Here is a 15,252-nt window from a genome sequence, read left to right as displayed (position 1 = left end):
AGGGCGGACCTACACTCGCGGCTTTCCAATTGTCTCTGTTTGCAAATATTCAGTCTTATTTCTTTCACATTCTAAAGAACCCCCATGCCTCCCAAGCGCCTTGCAAGAATGCTTGCCGCCTTGATCGTTGCCGCGACGCTCGCCGCATGCGGCGGTGACAACAACGATACGTCCAACGCGAACCCGCCAGCGCCCGGCACGCCCGAGCAGCCGGCCGCCCGCGAAATGCGCTGCGCGCCTTGATGAACGATTACGAATCCAATGAGCACCAGATCCAGACGATGAATTCACGCCGCAACTTTCTACGGGCAGTCACCGGCACGGGCTTTGCCGCCGCCACACTGGCCGCCTTTCCGCCCAGCATCCGCAAGGCATTGGCGATACCCGCCAACAACGCGACCGGGACCATCAAGGACGTCGAGCATGTGGTCATCCTGATGCAGGAGAACCGCTCGTTCGACCACTACTTCGGCACACTCAAGGGCGTTCGCGGCTTCGGCGACCGGCTCACCATCCCGCTGCCCAACGGCCGCAAGGTATGGCAGCAGCAGCGCACCAACGGCGCAGTGCTCACGCCGTATCACCTGGACGGCAGCGCCAACAACGCGCAGCGCGCGGCCGGTACGCCCCATGCCTGGGCAGACAGCCAGAAGGCCTGGGACAACGGGCGCATGGCAAACTGGCCAACCCATAAGACGGATACTTCCATGGGGTACTTCAAGGAGAAGGAGATACCGTTCCAGTTCGCGCTGGCCAATGCGTTCACCCTCCGCGATGCGTATCACTGCTCGATGCATACCGGCACGGATGCCAACCGCTCCTTCCACCTGACGGGAACCAACGGCGCCGCCGCCGGCGTTGCCTTTGTCAATAACGAGTGGGACTGGATCGACGGCTTGCCTGCCACGGCCAACAGGGGCTACACCTGGAAAACCTATGCGGAACGCCTGGAAGAAGCAGGCATCAACTGGATCTCGTACCAGAACATGCCGGACGAATGGGGCGACAACATGCTGGGCGCGTTCCGACCGTTCCGCCTCGCCAACATTGCGTCCGGCTTCCCGGTATCCAGTGGCGGCGCACCCGGCGTACCCTATGCCAATACCGGCCAGGCCCTGCCGTACCACGCCTACGATGCTGCCACGGACAATGCCGCCAATCCGCTCTACAAGGGCATCGCCAATACGCTGCCGGGCATCGGCCCCGAGAACTACCTGGATGCGTTCAAACGGGACATCCGCGAGGGCAAACTGCCGCAGGTGAGCTGGATGAATGCGCCCTCGATCTATTGCGAGCACCCGGGGCCGTCCAGCCCTGTGCAGGGCGCGTGGTTCCTGCAGGAAGTCCTGGATGCGCTCACTGCCGTGCCCGAGGTGTGGAGCAAGACAGTACTGCTGGTCAACTTCGATGAGAACGACGGCTACTTCGACCATATGCCCTCGCCGTCGGCGCCGTCACGCAACGCCGACCTGTCGCTGGCAGGGAAGTCGACGCTCAGCGATGCCGACATGAGCGCCGAGTACTTCAGCCATCCCGCGCCGGCGGGCAGCAGCAGCCAGCCGGCGCCGGACGGCCGCGTCTACGGCCCGGGCCCGCGCGTGCCGCTGTTCGCGATTTCGCCGTGGAGCCGCGGTGGCTGGGTGAACTCGCAAGTGTTCGATCACACATCGGTGCTGCGTTTCCTGGAGGCGCGCTTTGGTGTCGCGGAGCCCAACATCAGCCCGTTCCGCCGCGCCGTCTGCGGCGACCTGACCAGCGCGTTCAATTTCAAGACACCGAACGACGAAGCCCTTCCCACGCTTAACGGCCGCAGTACGCGCGCCGCGGCGGATCAGTTGCGCAGCGCGCAACAAGCGCTGCCCGCCGTGCCGTTGCCGCTTGATATGCAGTTGCCGATCCAGGCCAGCGGCACGCGGCCCTCTCGCGCGCTGCCCTATGAGCTGCACACCAGCGCGCGCTGCAACGCCTCCGGCGTAGTGGAGCTCCTGTTCTCCAACACAGGCACGCAGGCTGCGGTGTTCCACGTCTACGACCGCTACAAGCTCAGCCGCCTGCCACGGCGCTACGTCGTCGAAGCCGGCAAGCTGCTGAGCGACACCTGGAACGCGCTCCAGGACAACCTCGGCATGTATGACCTCTGGGTCATCGGCCCGAACGGCTACCACCGGCACATCAAGGGCGACACCAGCCGGATCGCCGATACCGGGACAGCGCCCGAGATCCGCGTGTGCTACGACATCACCAATGGCGATGTCTATGCCGAGCTGATCCCGGATCGCCGATACCGGGACAGCGCCCGAGATCCGCGTGTGCTACGACATCACCAATGGCGATGTCTATGCCGAGCTGATGAACACCGGCGACAAAGCCTGCAACTTCACCATCACGCCGCTGGCCTACCGCAAGGACGGCCCGTGGCCCGTCTCGGTCGCCGGCAAGGGCACCGACTCCCGCCATTGGTCCCTGGCGGCAAGCGGCCAGTGGTATGACTTTGCCGTGACCTGCGACAGCGACCCCGCATTCTACCGACGCTTTGCGGGGCGGGTGGAGACGGGCAAGCATACGGTGAGCGACCCGGCGATGGGGGTGAGCGGGGAAATGCCTGGCTGAACCAGCGGGAAGGGGAAGCCTTTGCATCGCGCAACAGAACGGCTCTTTGCCGAGCGGCAGCACCTCAAAATCTGCGACAAATGACAAAACGGTTGATGCTGTTCGGTGAAGATATGAACGCCATAGCGATCTAGCAGCATGTACCGAGTCGGAAGACGCTAACCCAACCCTGCCGCTGCGGCGGCTGACCGCCTTTCGACGGTCGGCCTGGCATACGTGCAGGCGTTACGTTAGCTCAGGTGCCGTCGGAAAACGTATCGCGATCTACCGTCGGTGAATGGGTCGGGGGTCCCAATCGCATGTGCGCCATCCGAGAGCGGATCCCGCTTGTCAATGGCGCGGCCACCGGGTCCGCGTGCTCAACGGCGGCGCCCATGCTCGAGCGACCCTCCCTGGGAGCCTCCCCAACGGGTGCACGCTCTCTCGTGCATCGGTCACGCGCGCAGGCTTGCAGTGCCAGCGTAGAAGCTGCGGGGTCAGAAAGAAGCCGCCCTTCAAGCGCACGAACTGTCGGAAGCCTCCGGAATAGGAAGAGATGCCGAGACAATCGACGAAGTTCTAGGATGCGTCGCGCTGCTCGACGGGCGGCGCGCTCTGCGCCAGCAGCAGGAAGCCTCCAGCGATAGCGAGATTCTTGAGGAAGTGGTTGAGTTGATTGCCAAACGTGACTGGGTCCGCCAGCCAGAAACGGTGAGCAATGAGCGCGCTGCCAAGCGTGAAGACCGCCATTCCCCAGGCTACGGCTCGGATGCGCCAGCCGGCGATCAGTGCAATGGCTCCGCCGAGCTCGATCAGGATGGTCACCGGCAGCGCAAGTTTGGGAAATGGTATGCCCAGCGCACTGAAGTAGGCCGTCGTAGCATTCCAGGCAAGTAGTTTGCGAATCCCGGCAATCAGGAAAAGAACGGCAATTAGTGCTCTGGCAGCTCGGATGACTGCCGTGTTCGTAGTCTTCACTATTGACTCCTTGTGGCAAACAGATGTGTCGTCTCGGGACCCGGGTCGACCGTGGAATGCGTTTGATCAATTCAACGAGAACAATCGGGCAGCATTTCCCCCAGGATCAGATCCTTCTCTCTTTCCGGAATGCCGAGCGATGTCACATGCGACATGTCGGCACCGATAAATGGGTCGTCCGCCCCCCATAGCAGCCGCTCCGCGCCAACGATCTCGCGTGCGGACATGATGGCCGGGCCATAGAACGAGCAGGTGTCGTAGTAGAGTCGACGCGCAAACTCGCTTGGCAGGCGTGTAATGTGCGCCCTGCAGTCCGGAAAGATGCGATAGCCATTGTCCAGACGCTCCAGGAGTCCAAGCAGCGATCCACCCGTATGTGCAACGATGAATGGGAAATTCGGATAGCGCTCGAACACGCCGGCGTAGATCATTCGGGTCAGTGCTGTGGTCGTTTCGTAGATGAAGCCTACGCGAATCGGTAGTTCGAATTCATCCATGTGGTCCGTACCCAGCGGCTGCATCGGGTGTTCCACCACCGGCAGACGGCGCCGGTCGATCTCCGCCCACAACTCCTCGAAGTCGCGATGATTCAGCGGTGCACCACCGATGTTGGAACCCATCGCGACGCCAACAAGGCCAAGCTCGTCTATGGCCCGCTTCAGCTCGGTCAGCGCGGCTTTTACATCTGCCATCGGCAAGACTGCAAGTCCGCGGAATCTCTGTGGATGCAAGTCGCGCATGCGAGCGTTTGCATCATTGATGCGGCGTGCCCAGATCACCTGATCATGCGCCGGCCATTCATACACGCTGGGACTCGAAAGCGAGAGAATCCGCAAGTCGACCCCAAGACGATCCATCGTGCGCACACGTTCGTCCGGATCGAAGAATTCATCCCGGAACCAGGCAACGGTGGTATTTCCCTTGCGAAGGAACGTTTGTCCTGTACTAGCGTTACGCGATACCGATAACCCCATCTGCGTAACCAGGGCATCAAGGTAGTCCTTGTCTATCACGTGCGCGTGTATGTCGATCTTCATTTGCACCTCCACAGGGTATTGCTACTTGACTCAACCGTAGCGACGTACTGGTCTCCCGGTAGCGCGCCCCAAAGTCGATCGTACGCATATCGTATGGTACGATACCATATCGTCAGAATGTACGTCAGTTCGTATGTTAGTCGATGGTATGGGCGTATACTTTGCAATGACTGCAATTGCAGTTGCTGCATCACTCCCTTCACAACGCTGAAACCATGGACGCAAAAAGAACCGTGCCACGTGCAGTGCGCCGGAAGCATACCGACGAAGCCAGGAATGAGTCAGCCGGAACTGACCACACGAGACCGCTCGCGGAGGAACTAGAACAGGAGCCACTGGGCTACCTGATCCGACACACGCATCGCTCGTTTACCCGTGTACTCGGGGAGCGCCTGCTGGACCACAGTATTTCGCCAGCGCAATGGACAGCGCTGCGCGCGCTTTGGCGTGAAGATGGCTATAGCCAGGTCGAGCTTGCGCAGCGTATCCGTGTCGAAAAGGCATCGTTGACTGCACTGTTAGAGTCGCTTGAGAAGAAGGGCTTGATTCTCAGGTCGCGCAGTGACGAAGACAAGCGCCGCTGGAATGTTCACTTGACCGAGACAGGGCGCTCGCTGGAAGCGGTCCTAATGCCCATTGCGCCGCAGATCGAAAAGCGGGCAGTCAAGGGTTTGACAAAAGAAGAAAGTGCCACGCTGCGCTCGCTTCTGAAGAAGGTCTGGGACAACTTGCAGTAGTGCATCGTCCTCTTGCAACGGCCCCGAAGGGGCCGCACGCTATTTGAGCGATCCTGCAGGCGATGAAACACCGGTCTCCACGACCGGCGATATCGCCGTCCGTGCATCCACTCTTCGGCTTTAATGCCGCGCGTCTTCAAAGTGCCGACGAGGCCTTCCTGGCCAGACCTCTGTGTGATGGCTCCGATGCCACCAACCCACAGACAAAAAAATAGCGCCGTGCCATCTTGACAACATCTTGTATGAATACATACGATATCAAACCGTACCGAATTTTACATGGCCCTCTCGGGCCGCGGATGGAAGAGACATGTCCAAGGCAGATCCAATTCCTCTGAAGGGTTCACATAGGCTGGTTTCCCGTTTGCTGCGCAAGGGCATTGGTGGCATCTCGATAGCTGTTGTTGTACTGGGCGCCACCGCGGCCCTTGCGCAAGATCTTTCGAAGAAACCGATTCACCTGATTGCGCCAATGGCACCGGGCGGTGCCGTGGATACCGTCTCTCGGCTGGTGGGACAGCAATTGTCCATCCAGCTCGGCCAGCCTGTGGTGGTTGAGAACAAGCCTGGTGCCGGCGGCATCGTTGCGGCCAGCTTCGTCGCCCGCTCCAGTCCAGACGGCTTTACCGTTTTCGCTGCCGATACTGGGCAGTTGTCGATTAACCCGAGTCTTTACAAGGCGTTGCCTTACGACGTCAGCAAGCCTTTCGTACCAGTCATGGAAGCGGTAACGACGCCGCTGTTCCTGGCGGTGAACGCTTCGCTGCCGATTCATTCGGTCAAGGAACTGATTGCGTATGCCAAAGCGCATCCGCTTTCCTATGGCAGCACTGGCATCGGCAGCGTGCATCAACTGAGTGTGGAGTCTCTGGCGCAGCAGACCGGGATGAAACTGACGCACGTTCCCTATAAAGGGGCATCCCCCGCCGCCGTAGCGCTGGCGGCCAATGAGGTCAGCCTTGCAGCCGCGTCTCTGTCATCACTGCGCCCCTATCTGGATAGCGGAAAGATCCGGCTGATCGCGGTTACCACGCGGAATCGCGCGGCTGTTATGCCGAATGTGCCTAGTGTGGCGGAATCCGGCGTTGCAGGGTTCGATGTAGCGGTGGGCATTGGCTTCGTGCTACCACCCGGCGCATCACAGAGCGTGGCAAACCGCTTGCATGACGGCCTCGCCAAGGCCATGGCGTCACCTGACGTCAAACAGAAGCTCGAAGCGCTGGGATGGGAAATCCGAGCGGGCTCGCAACAGCAATATGACCAGAGGATCAGAAGTGACGCAGCGATGTATCGCAAGGTCATCGAAGCAGCCGGCTTGCGTGTGGAATGAGCCGATTCTCGTCTGAAACTCGGAGCTGACAATTTACCTACGACATAAGAATACGGAAAGTGCCCGTATTGTGGAACGTATCGCCGCATCAAAGATTGGCGTCCGCGCACGTTCGATACTGCGCTGGGCACAATTCATGTTCGCGCTCCACGGGTGGTCGTTTGGGAACGACCCACGCCGGTATCTATGATGCGGGACGACTTGATGGGCTGCGATCAGCCAAACGTGAACGCATAGGCTTGCGCACCCGCATCAAGGAAGCAGATCTCGAACGTGTGCTCGCCCACGTCTCCCGCCTGCCGTACCAGCTGATAGAGCCGCGTTTGCGTGATGGCTCCGTTGCCATTGGCGTCGATATCGGCGCCGTGGCTGGTGCCCGGCGCCTTGCCGTCAATCTTCACCAGGAAGCGCACCGCTCGGCCATCGGGTGCCGGCCCCAGCACAAGGTGAAGATCGCGCGCATGGAAGCGGTACGTGATGCCGCCATCGGCACGATCGAGCGTGGCCTGCTCGGCCCCGACGGTCCACTGGCCCCTCAGTCCCCACTCGTTCAGTTCGAGGTTGCCGACGGTGTAGCCGTGTGACGCGTCCTGGCGAATTCCACCTGGCGATGCGAAATCCGATGCCTGGGCGTAGCCGACATAGGTTTCGCCTGAACGTACGTTCCGGAGGTCGGGCGCGGCTTGCGCACCCTCGGCGTCTGGCACCACCACGTCGCGCGACGAGAACGGGCGGCCCGCTTCGGCCAGCAGGGACTGAATCACGCGCTCCGAGTTGGCATAGTCACCTTCGCCGAATTGGTGATGGCGGATATTTCCTCGCGCATCCACGAAGTACGCGGCGGGCCAGTAGTTGTTGTTGAAGGCGCGCCAGATGCGGAAGTCGCTGTCCACGGCCACGGGGAAGCCGATCTTGAAGTCTCCGACCGCGCGGCGCACGTTCTCGGGGTTCTTCTCGAACGCGAACTCGGGCGTATGTACACCGATCACCGTCAGACCCTGGTCCTTGTACTTCTCCGCCCACGCGCGCAGATAGGGCAGCGTGCGGATGCAGTTGATGCACGAATACGTCCAGAAATAGACCAGCGTGACCTTGCCTTGCAACTGATCGCGCGACACGGGCGCCGCGCCGGCCCCGGTGTTGAACCACTTCACGGCACCGTCGAGCGACGGCAGTCGGCCTTCCACCGGCAGTCGGACAGGAAAGCCCACGGTGATGTCGTTGGCGGCGAGCAGCATGGGCTCGCCAGCGACCTGCGCATCGTTGACGTCCTGAAGGACGGGCGTGGTGGGCAAGCGGGGCGCCGTCGGCGCGGTCGTGTGTAGCCTCTCGACCAATGCCTGTTCCAGCCGTGCGGGGCCGCCCGTGGACAAACGGGCCAACAGGCCAGTGTCGGCGCCGACCGCAATCGCGGCTACGCCACCGAGCACGCCCACGCCAAGCCCACGGCGTAGCCATTCGCCGACGCCCATCGAGCGTTTCATCGCCGCGAACAGACGGCCGCCAATGCCCAGCGCCGCTGCCAGCGACGTGGCCGCGCCCGCCGCATAGGCCACCAGCAACAGGGAACTCTGCACGCTTGCGCCTTGCAGTGCTGCAGTTGTCAGCACGATGCCGAGAATCGGGCCCGCGCACGGCGCCCACAGCATGCCCGTGGCTACGCCCAGCATCAGCGATGCCCAAGGCGAAGCGTCGGCGCTGCTTCCACTGCCGGCCAGCCGGTTGCCCAGTGCCACGACCGGGTGCGTGAGCGCTTCGGCCAGCCTTGGCACCAGCAGCGACAATCCGAACGCCGCCAGCAATATCAGTGCGCTGTAGCGGCCGTATTCGTTGGCGCGCACGGCCCACGCGCCCCCACGGATGCCAGCGTGGCTACGGCGGCAAACGCCGACGCCATACCGGCCAGCATCGGCAGCCGGCCGCGCAGGAACGGCTTTGCGCTGCGGCTGAGCACGAACGGGAGTATGGGCAGAATGCACGGGCTCAGGATGGTAAGCGCGCCACCCAGATAAGCAAGGATTAGCAGGGTCATGATCGGGTTTCTTTCGAAGGCTTGGCCAGTGATCTGGTATGCCCCCAATTTGACGCCGCGCATCTATCGTGAATGTGTCACCAAAGGGGAACGTTGTACCGTTCTGTGGGTCCGGCGCGGCAAGATACAGTGCGATACACGACAACAGCGCGGCACCCTTCCGGCTTGGGATCGGCATGCGATTTGAGCACCTCTTGATGTCGCTCCCAGGCTTGCGCGGCATCGGTGCGTACTCGACGAGGATGGGCGACTCTGCGTAGCAGCAGTCCTCCCATTGGGATATAGACCATGGCCTCGGACACATCAGGACGCAGCTTGTTGTCCCTGACAAGGCGATGCCAGCGAATCCTTGAGTCTTCAAACAAGGCTCTTAAGGAAGCGGCTTCTGGGAAAAAGCTTGGACAGCGCCACTTCTGCTGGTATTGACGAAGTGTTGGGAAGAATCTATTGTTGGTACAGACATCCCGTTTTGAACGGGTCGAAACGCTTTCGGCACGGCGCGTGGCCGATTACTCACTCCTTGGCTCTCCCTGATCAATCGTTTTAGGAAGAGATAGTTTCTCCCCTCGCTTTGGGGATCACGATATCCCGGAAGGCGTTTCGGCCAAATGGGAAGGACTTGTCCTTTGTGCTGCGGGAGTCTGACATGCGATGCCGGCCGGTAGTGTGTACGTGGATCCCGCTGCTTCTTTTGGGATGTGCGCTTTCCTCGTGCTCCCGGCAAGCGGCTCCACCTCCGGCGCCGCCTGCACCCAAGGTCTCTGTCGCGCAGCCGATCGGGCGGACGGTGGTTGACTTCGATGAGTTCAACGGCCGTGTGGACGCGGTAGAAACGGTCCAGCTACGGGCCCGCGTGTCCGGCTACCTGCAGAAAGTCAATTTCCACGAAGGCGAGATCGTCAAGCAGGGCGATGTGCTGGTCACGCTGGATCGCGAGCCGTTCGGCGTGGAGATGGAACGCTTGGCCGCGGAAGTACGCCGCGCGACTTCCGCCCTTGCGCTGGCGCGCAACAACCAGGAGCGCGGCGAGCGGCTCGTGGCCACCAACGCCATCTCGCAGGAAGAATTCGACACCATCAGCAAGCAAAGGGACCAGAGCGAGGCCAACCTCGCCGCCGCCCGGGCGAGCCTGCGCTCGGCCCAGCTCAACTACGAGTACACCCAGGTGCGCGCGCCAATCACGGGCCGCGTGGGCCGGGCGCTGGTCACGCAGGGCAACCTGATCACCGGCGGCCTAGCCAATGGCACCCTGCTGACCACGATCGTCAGCCAGGACCCCATCTACGTTTTATTCGATGCCGACGAGAACGCCTTCCTGCGCTATGAAAAGCTCGCGGTGGCAGGCACGCGTACGAGCGGTCGGGAGGGCAAGAAGAAGGTGCTGCTTGCGCTCGGCGACGAGACCGAGTTCACGCGTGAAGGCGTCATGGATTTTGTCGATAACCGTATCGACCCAGGCACGGGCACCATCAAGGCGCGCGGCGTATTCGAGAACAAGGCGGGCCGCATTCTCACGCCGGGCATGTTCGCCCGCATCAGGCTGCCGGGCAGCGGCGAGTACGCCGCGCTGCTGATCGAGGACCGCGCGGTGATGACCGACCTGGGGCGCCGTATCGTCTTCACAGTCGATGCCAGCAATACCGTGGTCGTGAAACCGGTAGAGATCGGGCCGATGAACCAAGGCCTGCGCATTGTCCGCTCGGGCCTGGGCAAGGACGACCTGGTCATCGTGGATGGCCTGCAGCGTGCCAGGCCAGGCGTCAAGGTGACCCCGACCAAGGGCGCCATGCAGCCGCTCAAGCTGGTCGTTGCCCAGCCGGGCCCCGGTGACCAGGCCAAATAGGGGAGGCCATGCGCTTCGGCCATTTCTTCATCGATCGGCCCGTGTTTGCCTGGGTCATCGCGATCATGACGGTGGTGGTCGGGATCGTGGCGATGCTGCGCCTGCCAATCACGCAGTATCCCGACATTGCGCCGCCGACGGTCAGCATTACCACGTCCTATCCCGGTGCCAATGCCTCGGTTGTCGCGGAGACCGTGGCGCAGCCGATCGAGGAGCAGGTCAACGGCGTGGAAGACATGCTGTACATGTCCTCGACGGCCACCAACAGCGGCGGCCTGACCATCACGGTGACTTTCCGCTCCGGTACCGACGTGGACCGTGCGCAGGTGCTGGTGCAGAACCGCGTCGCGCTGGCGCAGCCGCGGCTGCCGCCGGAAGTGGTGCGCCAGGGCATCGACGTGCGCAAGCGCTCGCCGGACCTTGCCACCGTGTTCTTCCTCTATTCGCCGAAGGGTACGTACGACGTTGCCTACCTCAGCAACTATGCGCTGCTGCAGATCCGCGACGAACTGGCGCGGATACGGGGCGTGGGCGATGTGCAGTTGTTTGGCGCGCGGGAGTACTCCATCCGCGTGTGGCTCGATCCGGCCAAGGTTTCCGCGCGGGACCTGACGCCCTCCGACGTGGCCACCGCCATCCGCGAGCAAAACGTGCAGGTGGCGGCGGGCCGGCTCGGCCAGGCGCCGAAGGCCAGGGCCGACAATAGCTTCGAGCTGGTGCTGACGGTGGAGGGCCGCCTCACCGATGCCACGGAGTTCGCCGACATCGTGCTCAAGACCGGCGCCGACGGGCAGGTGGTGCGGCTGCGCGATGTCGCGCGCGTGGAGCTGGGGGCCAGGGACTACGGCCGGTTCTCGCTGTTCTCCGGCAAGAACGCCATCGCCATTCCAACCTACTTCACCCCGGGCGCCAATGCGCTCGAGACGCACAAGGCGATGATCGCCAAGATGGAATCGCTCAAGGCCGCCTTCCCAAACGATATTGCCTACGACGTCTACGATACGATTCCTTTTATCGAGCAATCCATCGAGGCCGTGATCCACACCCTGCTGGAAGCCATCGTGCTGGTGGTCCTGGTGGTGGTGGTGTTCCTGCAGACCTGGCGGGCCTCTCTGATCCCGCTGCTGGCCGTGCCGGTATCGTTGGTCGGCACGTTCGCCGCGATGGCCGCGTTCGGCTTCGGTCTTAACAGCCTCACGCTGTTCGGCCTGGTGCTGGCGATCGGCATCGTGGTGGACGATTCCATCGTGGTGGTGGAGAACATGGAGCGGCACCTGGCGGAGGGCATGGATGCCAAGCAAGCCGCTTACCGGACAGTTGACGAAGTCGGCGTGGCGGTCATAGGCATTGCCGTGGTGCTCACCGCCGTGTTCGTGCCGTCGGCTTTCATCACCGGCATCAGCGGCGAGTTCTACCGGCAGTTCGCCATCACGCTGGCGGTCGCCGAGCTGATTTCCGCCTTTAATTCGCTGACCCTGGCACCGGCCCTGGGAGCCATGCTGCTGCGCCCGCACGGCGCCAAGAAAGACTTCGTCCAGCGCGGCATCGACGGCGCGTTCGGCTGGTTCTTCACCCGCTTCAACAAAGTCTTCGACAAGGCGGGCAACGGTTATGGCAGCCTTTCCGGCAAGCTGATCCGCATGCCGCTGTTGATCGCCGTGTTGTATCTGGGGCTGGTGGCGCTGACCGCGCTTGGCTTTAAATCCGTGCCCAACGGCTTCGTGCCGACGCAGGATAAGGGCTACTTCGTCGTCGCGGTCAAGCTGCCGGACGGCGCGTCGCTGGACCGTACATCGGTACTGATGCGCCAGGCATCCGACGCGCTGCTGAAGATTCCGGGCGTGATCAAGGTGCCCATGTTTGCCGGCGTGGACATCTTCAACGGGTTCAGCGATTCGAGCAGCGCCGGGGTGCTGTTCCCGATCCTGGGCGAGTTCGAGAACCGCGCGGGCAAGGCCCAGTCCGCCGATGCCATCCGCGCCGACGCAATGCGCACGCTGTCCACAATTACCGGCGCCTTTATCGCGGCCTTCCCGCCGCCGCCGGTGAGCGGCATCGGCAATGTCGGCGGCCTCAAGCTGCAGGTGCAAGACCGCGGCGCAGAGGGCCTGCAGGCGCTGCAGAAGGCCACCGACGGGCTGATCGGCAAGGTCGCCACCGAGCCGGGGTTCGCGGGGGCCTTCACCACCTTCCGCAACAGCGTGCCCACCATTCGCCTGGACGTGGACCGCACCAAGGCAAAGTCCCAGGACGTGCCGCTCGCCAATGTCTTCGACTCGCTGCAGGCCTACCTGGGCTCGCTTTACGTCAATGATTTCACGCGGTTCGGCCGCAACTACCGGGTCTACCTCCAGGCCGACGCCGAATACCGCATGGAGCCCGAGCAGGTGGGCCAGCTCCGTACCCGCAATATGCGCGGCGACATGCTACCGCTGAGCACGCTGGTGACGGCGCGCGTGGACAGCGGACCCGAGGTGGTGAACCACTACAACATGTACACCTCTGCCGATATCAACGCGGTGACGCTGCCGACGACCTCCAGCGGCCAGGGCATTGCCGCGATCGAGCGGCTGGCCAAGGAAAACCTGCCCGCCGGGTTTTCCATCGAATGGACCGAGCTGGCCCTGCAGGAAAAACTGGCCGGCAACAGCGCGCTGTTCATCTTTCCGCTAAGCGTGCTGATCGTCTACCTTGCGCTCGCGGCCTTGTATGAAAGCTGGGCGATTCCGATTGCCATCGTGCTGGTCGCGCCGCTGTCGCTGCTGGCGTCGATCGGCGCGGTGTGGCTTGCGGGCGGAGACAACAATATCTTCACGCAGATCGGTTTCCTGGTGCTGCTCGCGCTGGGCGCCAAGAATGCAATCCTCATCGTGGAATTCGCCCGCCAGCTCGAGGAGGACGGCACGGCCACGTTCGAGGCTGCCGTGGAGGCGGCCAAGCTGCGGCTAAGGCCGATCCTGATGACTTCCTTTGCGTTTATCTTTGGCGTGCTGCCACTGGTAACGTCCAAAGGCGCCGGAGCAGAGATGCGCAAGGCGCTCGGCATCGGGGTGTTCGGGGGGATGATCGGGGTGACCATATTCAGCCTGGTGCTGACACCGGTGGTGTATGTGGCGATACGACGGCTATCGGCTCGCCGCAGCAAGCCTTCGGCGCCAACCGTTCCTGCCGCGCCAGCGGAGGAGGGTGGTCATGGCTAGCGCGCGACGCACGGGTTGCGCATTGGCGCTGGCCAGCGCGCTGGTGTCGGCCCTGCCCGGCTGCGCCGTCGGCCCGGATTACAAGCAGCCGGACACGCCATTGCCCGAGCTGTTGATCAGCGCGCCAGATGCATCGGTGGCCGGACAGCCCGAGGTCCGCTGGTGGGATAGCCTCGGCGACCCCACGCTGACCCGCCTGATCGAGCAAGCCGTGCGCAGGAGCCCTTCGATCAGGATTGCGCAAGCCCGTATCGACGAGGCACGGGCCGACTACCGGATCTTCTTCTACGATTATTTCCCGCATGGCCAGGTGGAGGCTTCGTTCGAACGACAGGAGCAGTCGACGGCCACGCTGTCGCCGGGGCAGCCGCGGATCGGCAATTTCTATTCAGTTGCCGCCACCGCCAACTGGGAAATCGACGTGGTCGGACGTACCCGCCGCTCGGTGGAAGGGGCAGCGGCGCGCGTGCAAGCGAGCGAGGCCAGCCTGCACGATGTCCAGGTTTCCCTCATCGCGGAGGTAGCCAGGAGCTACGTGACGCTGCGCGGCTCGCAGCGGCGCTTCCTGCTAGCGGTGCAGAACGCGCAGACCCAGAGGAGACGCTGCAGCTCACCCAGAACCGCCTGGAGGCCGGGCGCGGGAATGCGCTGGACGTGGCGCGCGCGCAGTCCCAGTTCGACTTCACCATGGCTTCGGTGCCGCTGCTTGAGATTCTAATCGAGCAGTCCCGCAACCGCCTGGCCGTGCTGACCGACCGCTTTCCCGAGGAGCGCGACGAGACGCTGCTGGCAACGGCGCCGATCCCCGAGACGCCGCCCACATTGAATATCCCGCCACCCCGGGATCTGCTGCGACGCCGTCCCGACGTACGTGTCGCGGAACGGACGCTGGCGGCATTTACCGCCGATATCGGCGTGGCAACCGCCGATCTCTATCCGCAGATATCGGTGTCGGCGCTGGCGGGCTATGTATCTCCGGTTTTCTCGGGCATCGGGCAGTCGCGCTATGACACCTTCACGATCGTGCCGGGTATTCGCTGGGCCTTGTTCGACCTGCATACCGTGCGCGCACGCATCCAGGCGTCGGACGCCCGGCAGCAGGGCGCCCTGGCGAGCTTCGAGCGAATCGTGCTCGGCGCGCTCGAAGATGCCGAGAATTCGCTATACGGCTACGGCAGGCAACTGGCGCGGCGGCGCTCGCTGGAATCCAACGCGCAGGCGGCGGATCGCGCCGCGGTGCTGGCGCGCCAGCGCTATCGGGACGGCGCGGCCAGCTTCCTGGACGTGCTGGATTCAGAGCGGTCCCTGCTGACCGCGCAGGACCAGCTGGCGCAGACGCAGCAGGACACCGCGCTGGCGCTGGTGGCGGTGTTCACGTCGTTCGGCGGCGGGTGGGAAGCCTTCGAGGTGGGAAAGGATGGCGTGTCAGATTCAAGCACTGCATTACCGCACCAGCCGTCAGAGACGGCGCCAGGCTCGGAGGGCAAGCCGAGTTTCGCGCGCTGA

At 62.9% G+C, this 15,252-nt stretch carries 9 protein-coding genes and 3 pseudogenes; 8 read left to right on the top strand and 4 right to left on the bottom strand.

The features are described 5' to 3' along the window. The first annotated feature begins 84 nt into the window (after positions 1 to 84). Both OMK73_RS16215 and OMK73_RS16210 read left to right on the top strand, forming a co-directional pair. Positions 85 to 243 (top strand): hypothetical protein, encoded by a 159-nt coding sequence (locus tag OMK73_RS16215; protein ID WP_267602936.1) that lies wholly within the window; start codon positions 85 to 87, stop codon positions 241 to 243. Between the two features lie 38 nt (positions 244 to 281). Continuing rightward, positions 282 to 2,610 (top strand): annotated as a pseudogene (locus OMK73_RS16210) (phosphocholine-specific phospholipase C). A gap of 558 nt (positions 2,611 to 3,168) precedes the next feature. Here OMK73_RS16210 and OMK73_RS16205 read toward each other — a convergent pair. Together OMK73_RS16205 and OMK73_RS16200 are read right to left on the bottom strand one after the other, a co-directional pair. Then, on the bottom strand, positions 3,169 to 3,567 hold the full coding sequence (locus tag OMK73_RS16205) for a DoxX family protein (protein WP_267602935.1): 399 nt from the start codon (positions 3,565 to 3,567) through the stop codon (positions 3,169 to 3,171). A 71-nt stretch (positions 3,568 to 3,638) separates the two neighbouring features. After that, positions 3,639 to 4,604, bottom strand: coding sequence for an amidohydrolase family protein (locus OMK73_RS16200; protein ID WP_267602934.1), 966 nt, complete (start codon positions 4,602 to 4,604; stop codon positions 3,639 to 3,641). 182 nt (positions 4,605 to 4,786) lie between these two features. Between OMK73_RS16200 and OMK73_RS16195 the strand changes: the two genes are divergently transcribed. Both OMK73_RS16195 and OMK73_RS16190 read left to right on the top strand, forming a co-directional pair. Then, positions 4,787 to 5,341 carry a MarR family winged helix-turn-helix transcriptional regulator gene (locus OMK73_RS16195; RefSeq protein WP_267602933.1) on the top strand — a complete coding sequence of 185 codons (555 nt, stop codon included), beginning with the start codon at positions 4,787 to 4,789 and terminating at the stop codon, positions 5,339 to 5,341. Positions 5,342 to 5,651: 310 nt separating this feature from the next. Beyond that, positions 5,652 to 6,671, top strand: coding sequence for a Bug family tripartite tricarboxylate transporter substrate binding protein (locus tag OMK73_RS16190; RefSeq protein WP_267602932.1), 1,020 nt, complete (start codon positions 5,652 to 5,654; stop codon positions 6,669 to 6,671). A 215-nt stretch (positions 6,672 to 6,886) separates the two neighbouring features. Here the strand turns inward: OMK73_RS16190 and OMK73_RS16185 are convergent. Continuing rightward, positions 6,887 to 8,703 (bottom strand): annotated as a pseudogene (locus tag OMK73_RS16185) (cytochrome c biogenesis protein DipZ). 239 nt (positions 8,704 to 8,942) lie between these two features. Beyond that, positions 8,943 to 9,050 (bottom strand): annotated as a pseudogene (locus OMK73_RS16180) (IS5/IS1182 family transposase); the annotation flags it as partial. A 299-nt stretch (positions 9,051 to 9,349) separates the two neighbouring features. On the opposite strand from OMK73_RS16180, the gene OMK73_RS16175 reads away from it, so the two are divergent. The 4 genes from OMK73_RS16175 to OMK73_RS16160 are packed head-to-tail and all read left to right on the top strand — an operon-like array spanning position 9,350 to position 15,252. Next, positions 9,350 to 10,546, top strand: a complete 1,197-nt coding sequence (locus OMK73_RS16175) for an efflux RND transporter periplasmic adaptor subunit (protein WP_267602931.1) — start codon at positions 9,350 to 9,352, stop codon at positions 10,544 to 10,546. A gap of 8 nt (positions 10,547 to 10,554) precedes the next feature. Next, positions 10,555 to 13,746 (top strand): efflux RND transporter permease subunit, encoded by a 3,192-nt coding sequence (locus tag OMK73_RS16170; RefSeq protein WP_267602930.1) that lies wholly within the window; start codon positions 10,555 to 10,557, stop codon positions 13,744 to 13,746. Continuing rightward, complete coding sequence (locus OMK73_RS16165; protein WP_267602929.1) at positions 13,739 to 14,464, top strand: TolC family protein; 726 nt, start codon at positions 13,739 to 13,741, stop codon at positions 14,462 to 14,464. The genes OMK73_RS16170 and OMK73_RS16165 overlap by 8 nt, the downstream gene beginning before the upstream one ends. Further along, a complete protein-coding gene (locus tag OMK73_RS16160) occupies positions 14,401 to 15,252 on the top strand; it encodes a TolC family protein (protein WP_267602928.1) in 852 nt (283 codons plus the stop codon). The genes OMK73_RS16165 and OMK73_RS16160 overlap by 64 nt, the downstream gene beginning before the upstream one ends.

Origin of the sequence: Cupriavidus sp. D39 (genome assembly GCF_026627925.1) — a bacterium.
Classification (GTDB): Bacteria; Pseudomonadota; Gammaproteobacteria; order Burkholderiales; family Burkholderiaceae; genus Cupriavidus; species Cupriavidus ulmosensis.
This window is presented reverse-complemented; position numbering and strand designations above follow the sequence as displayed.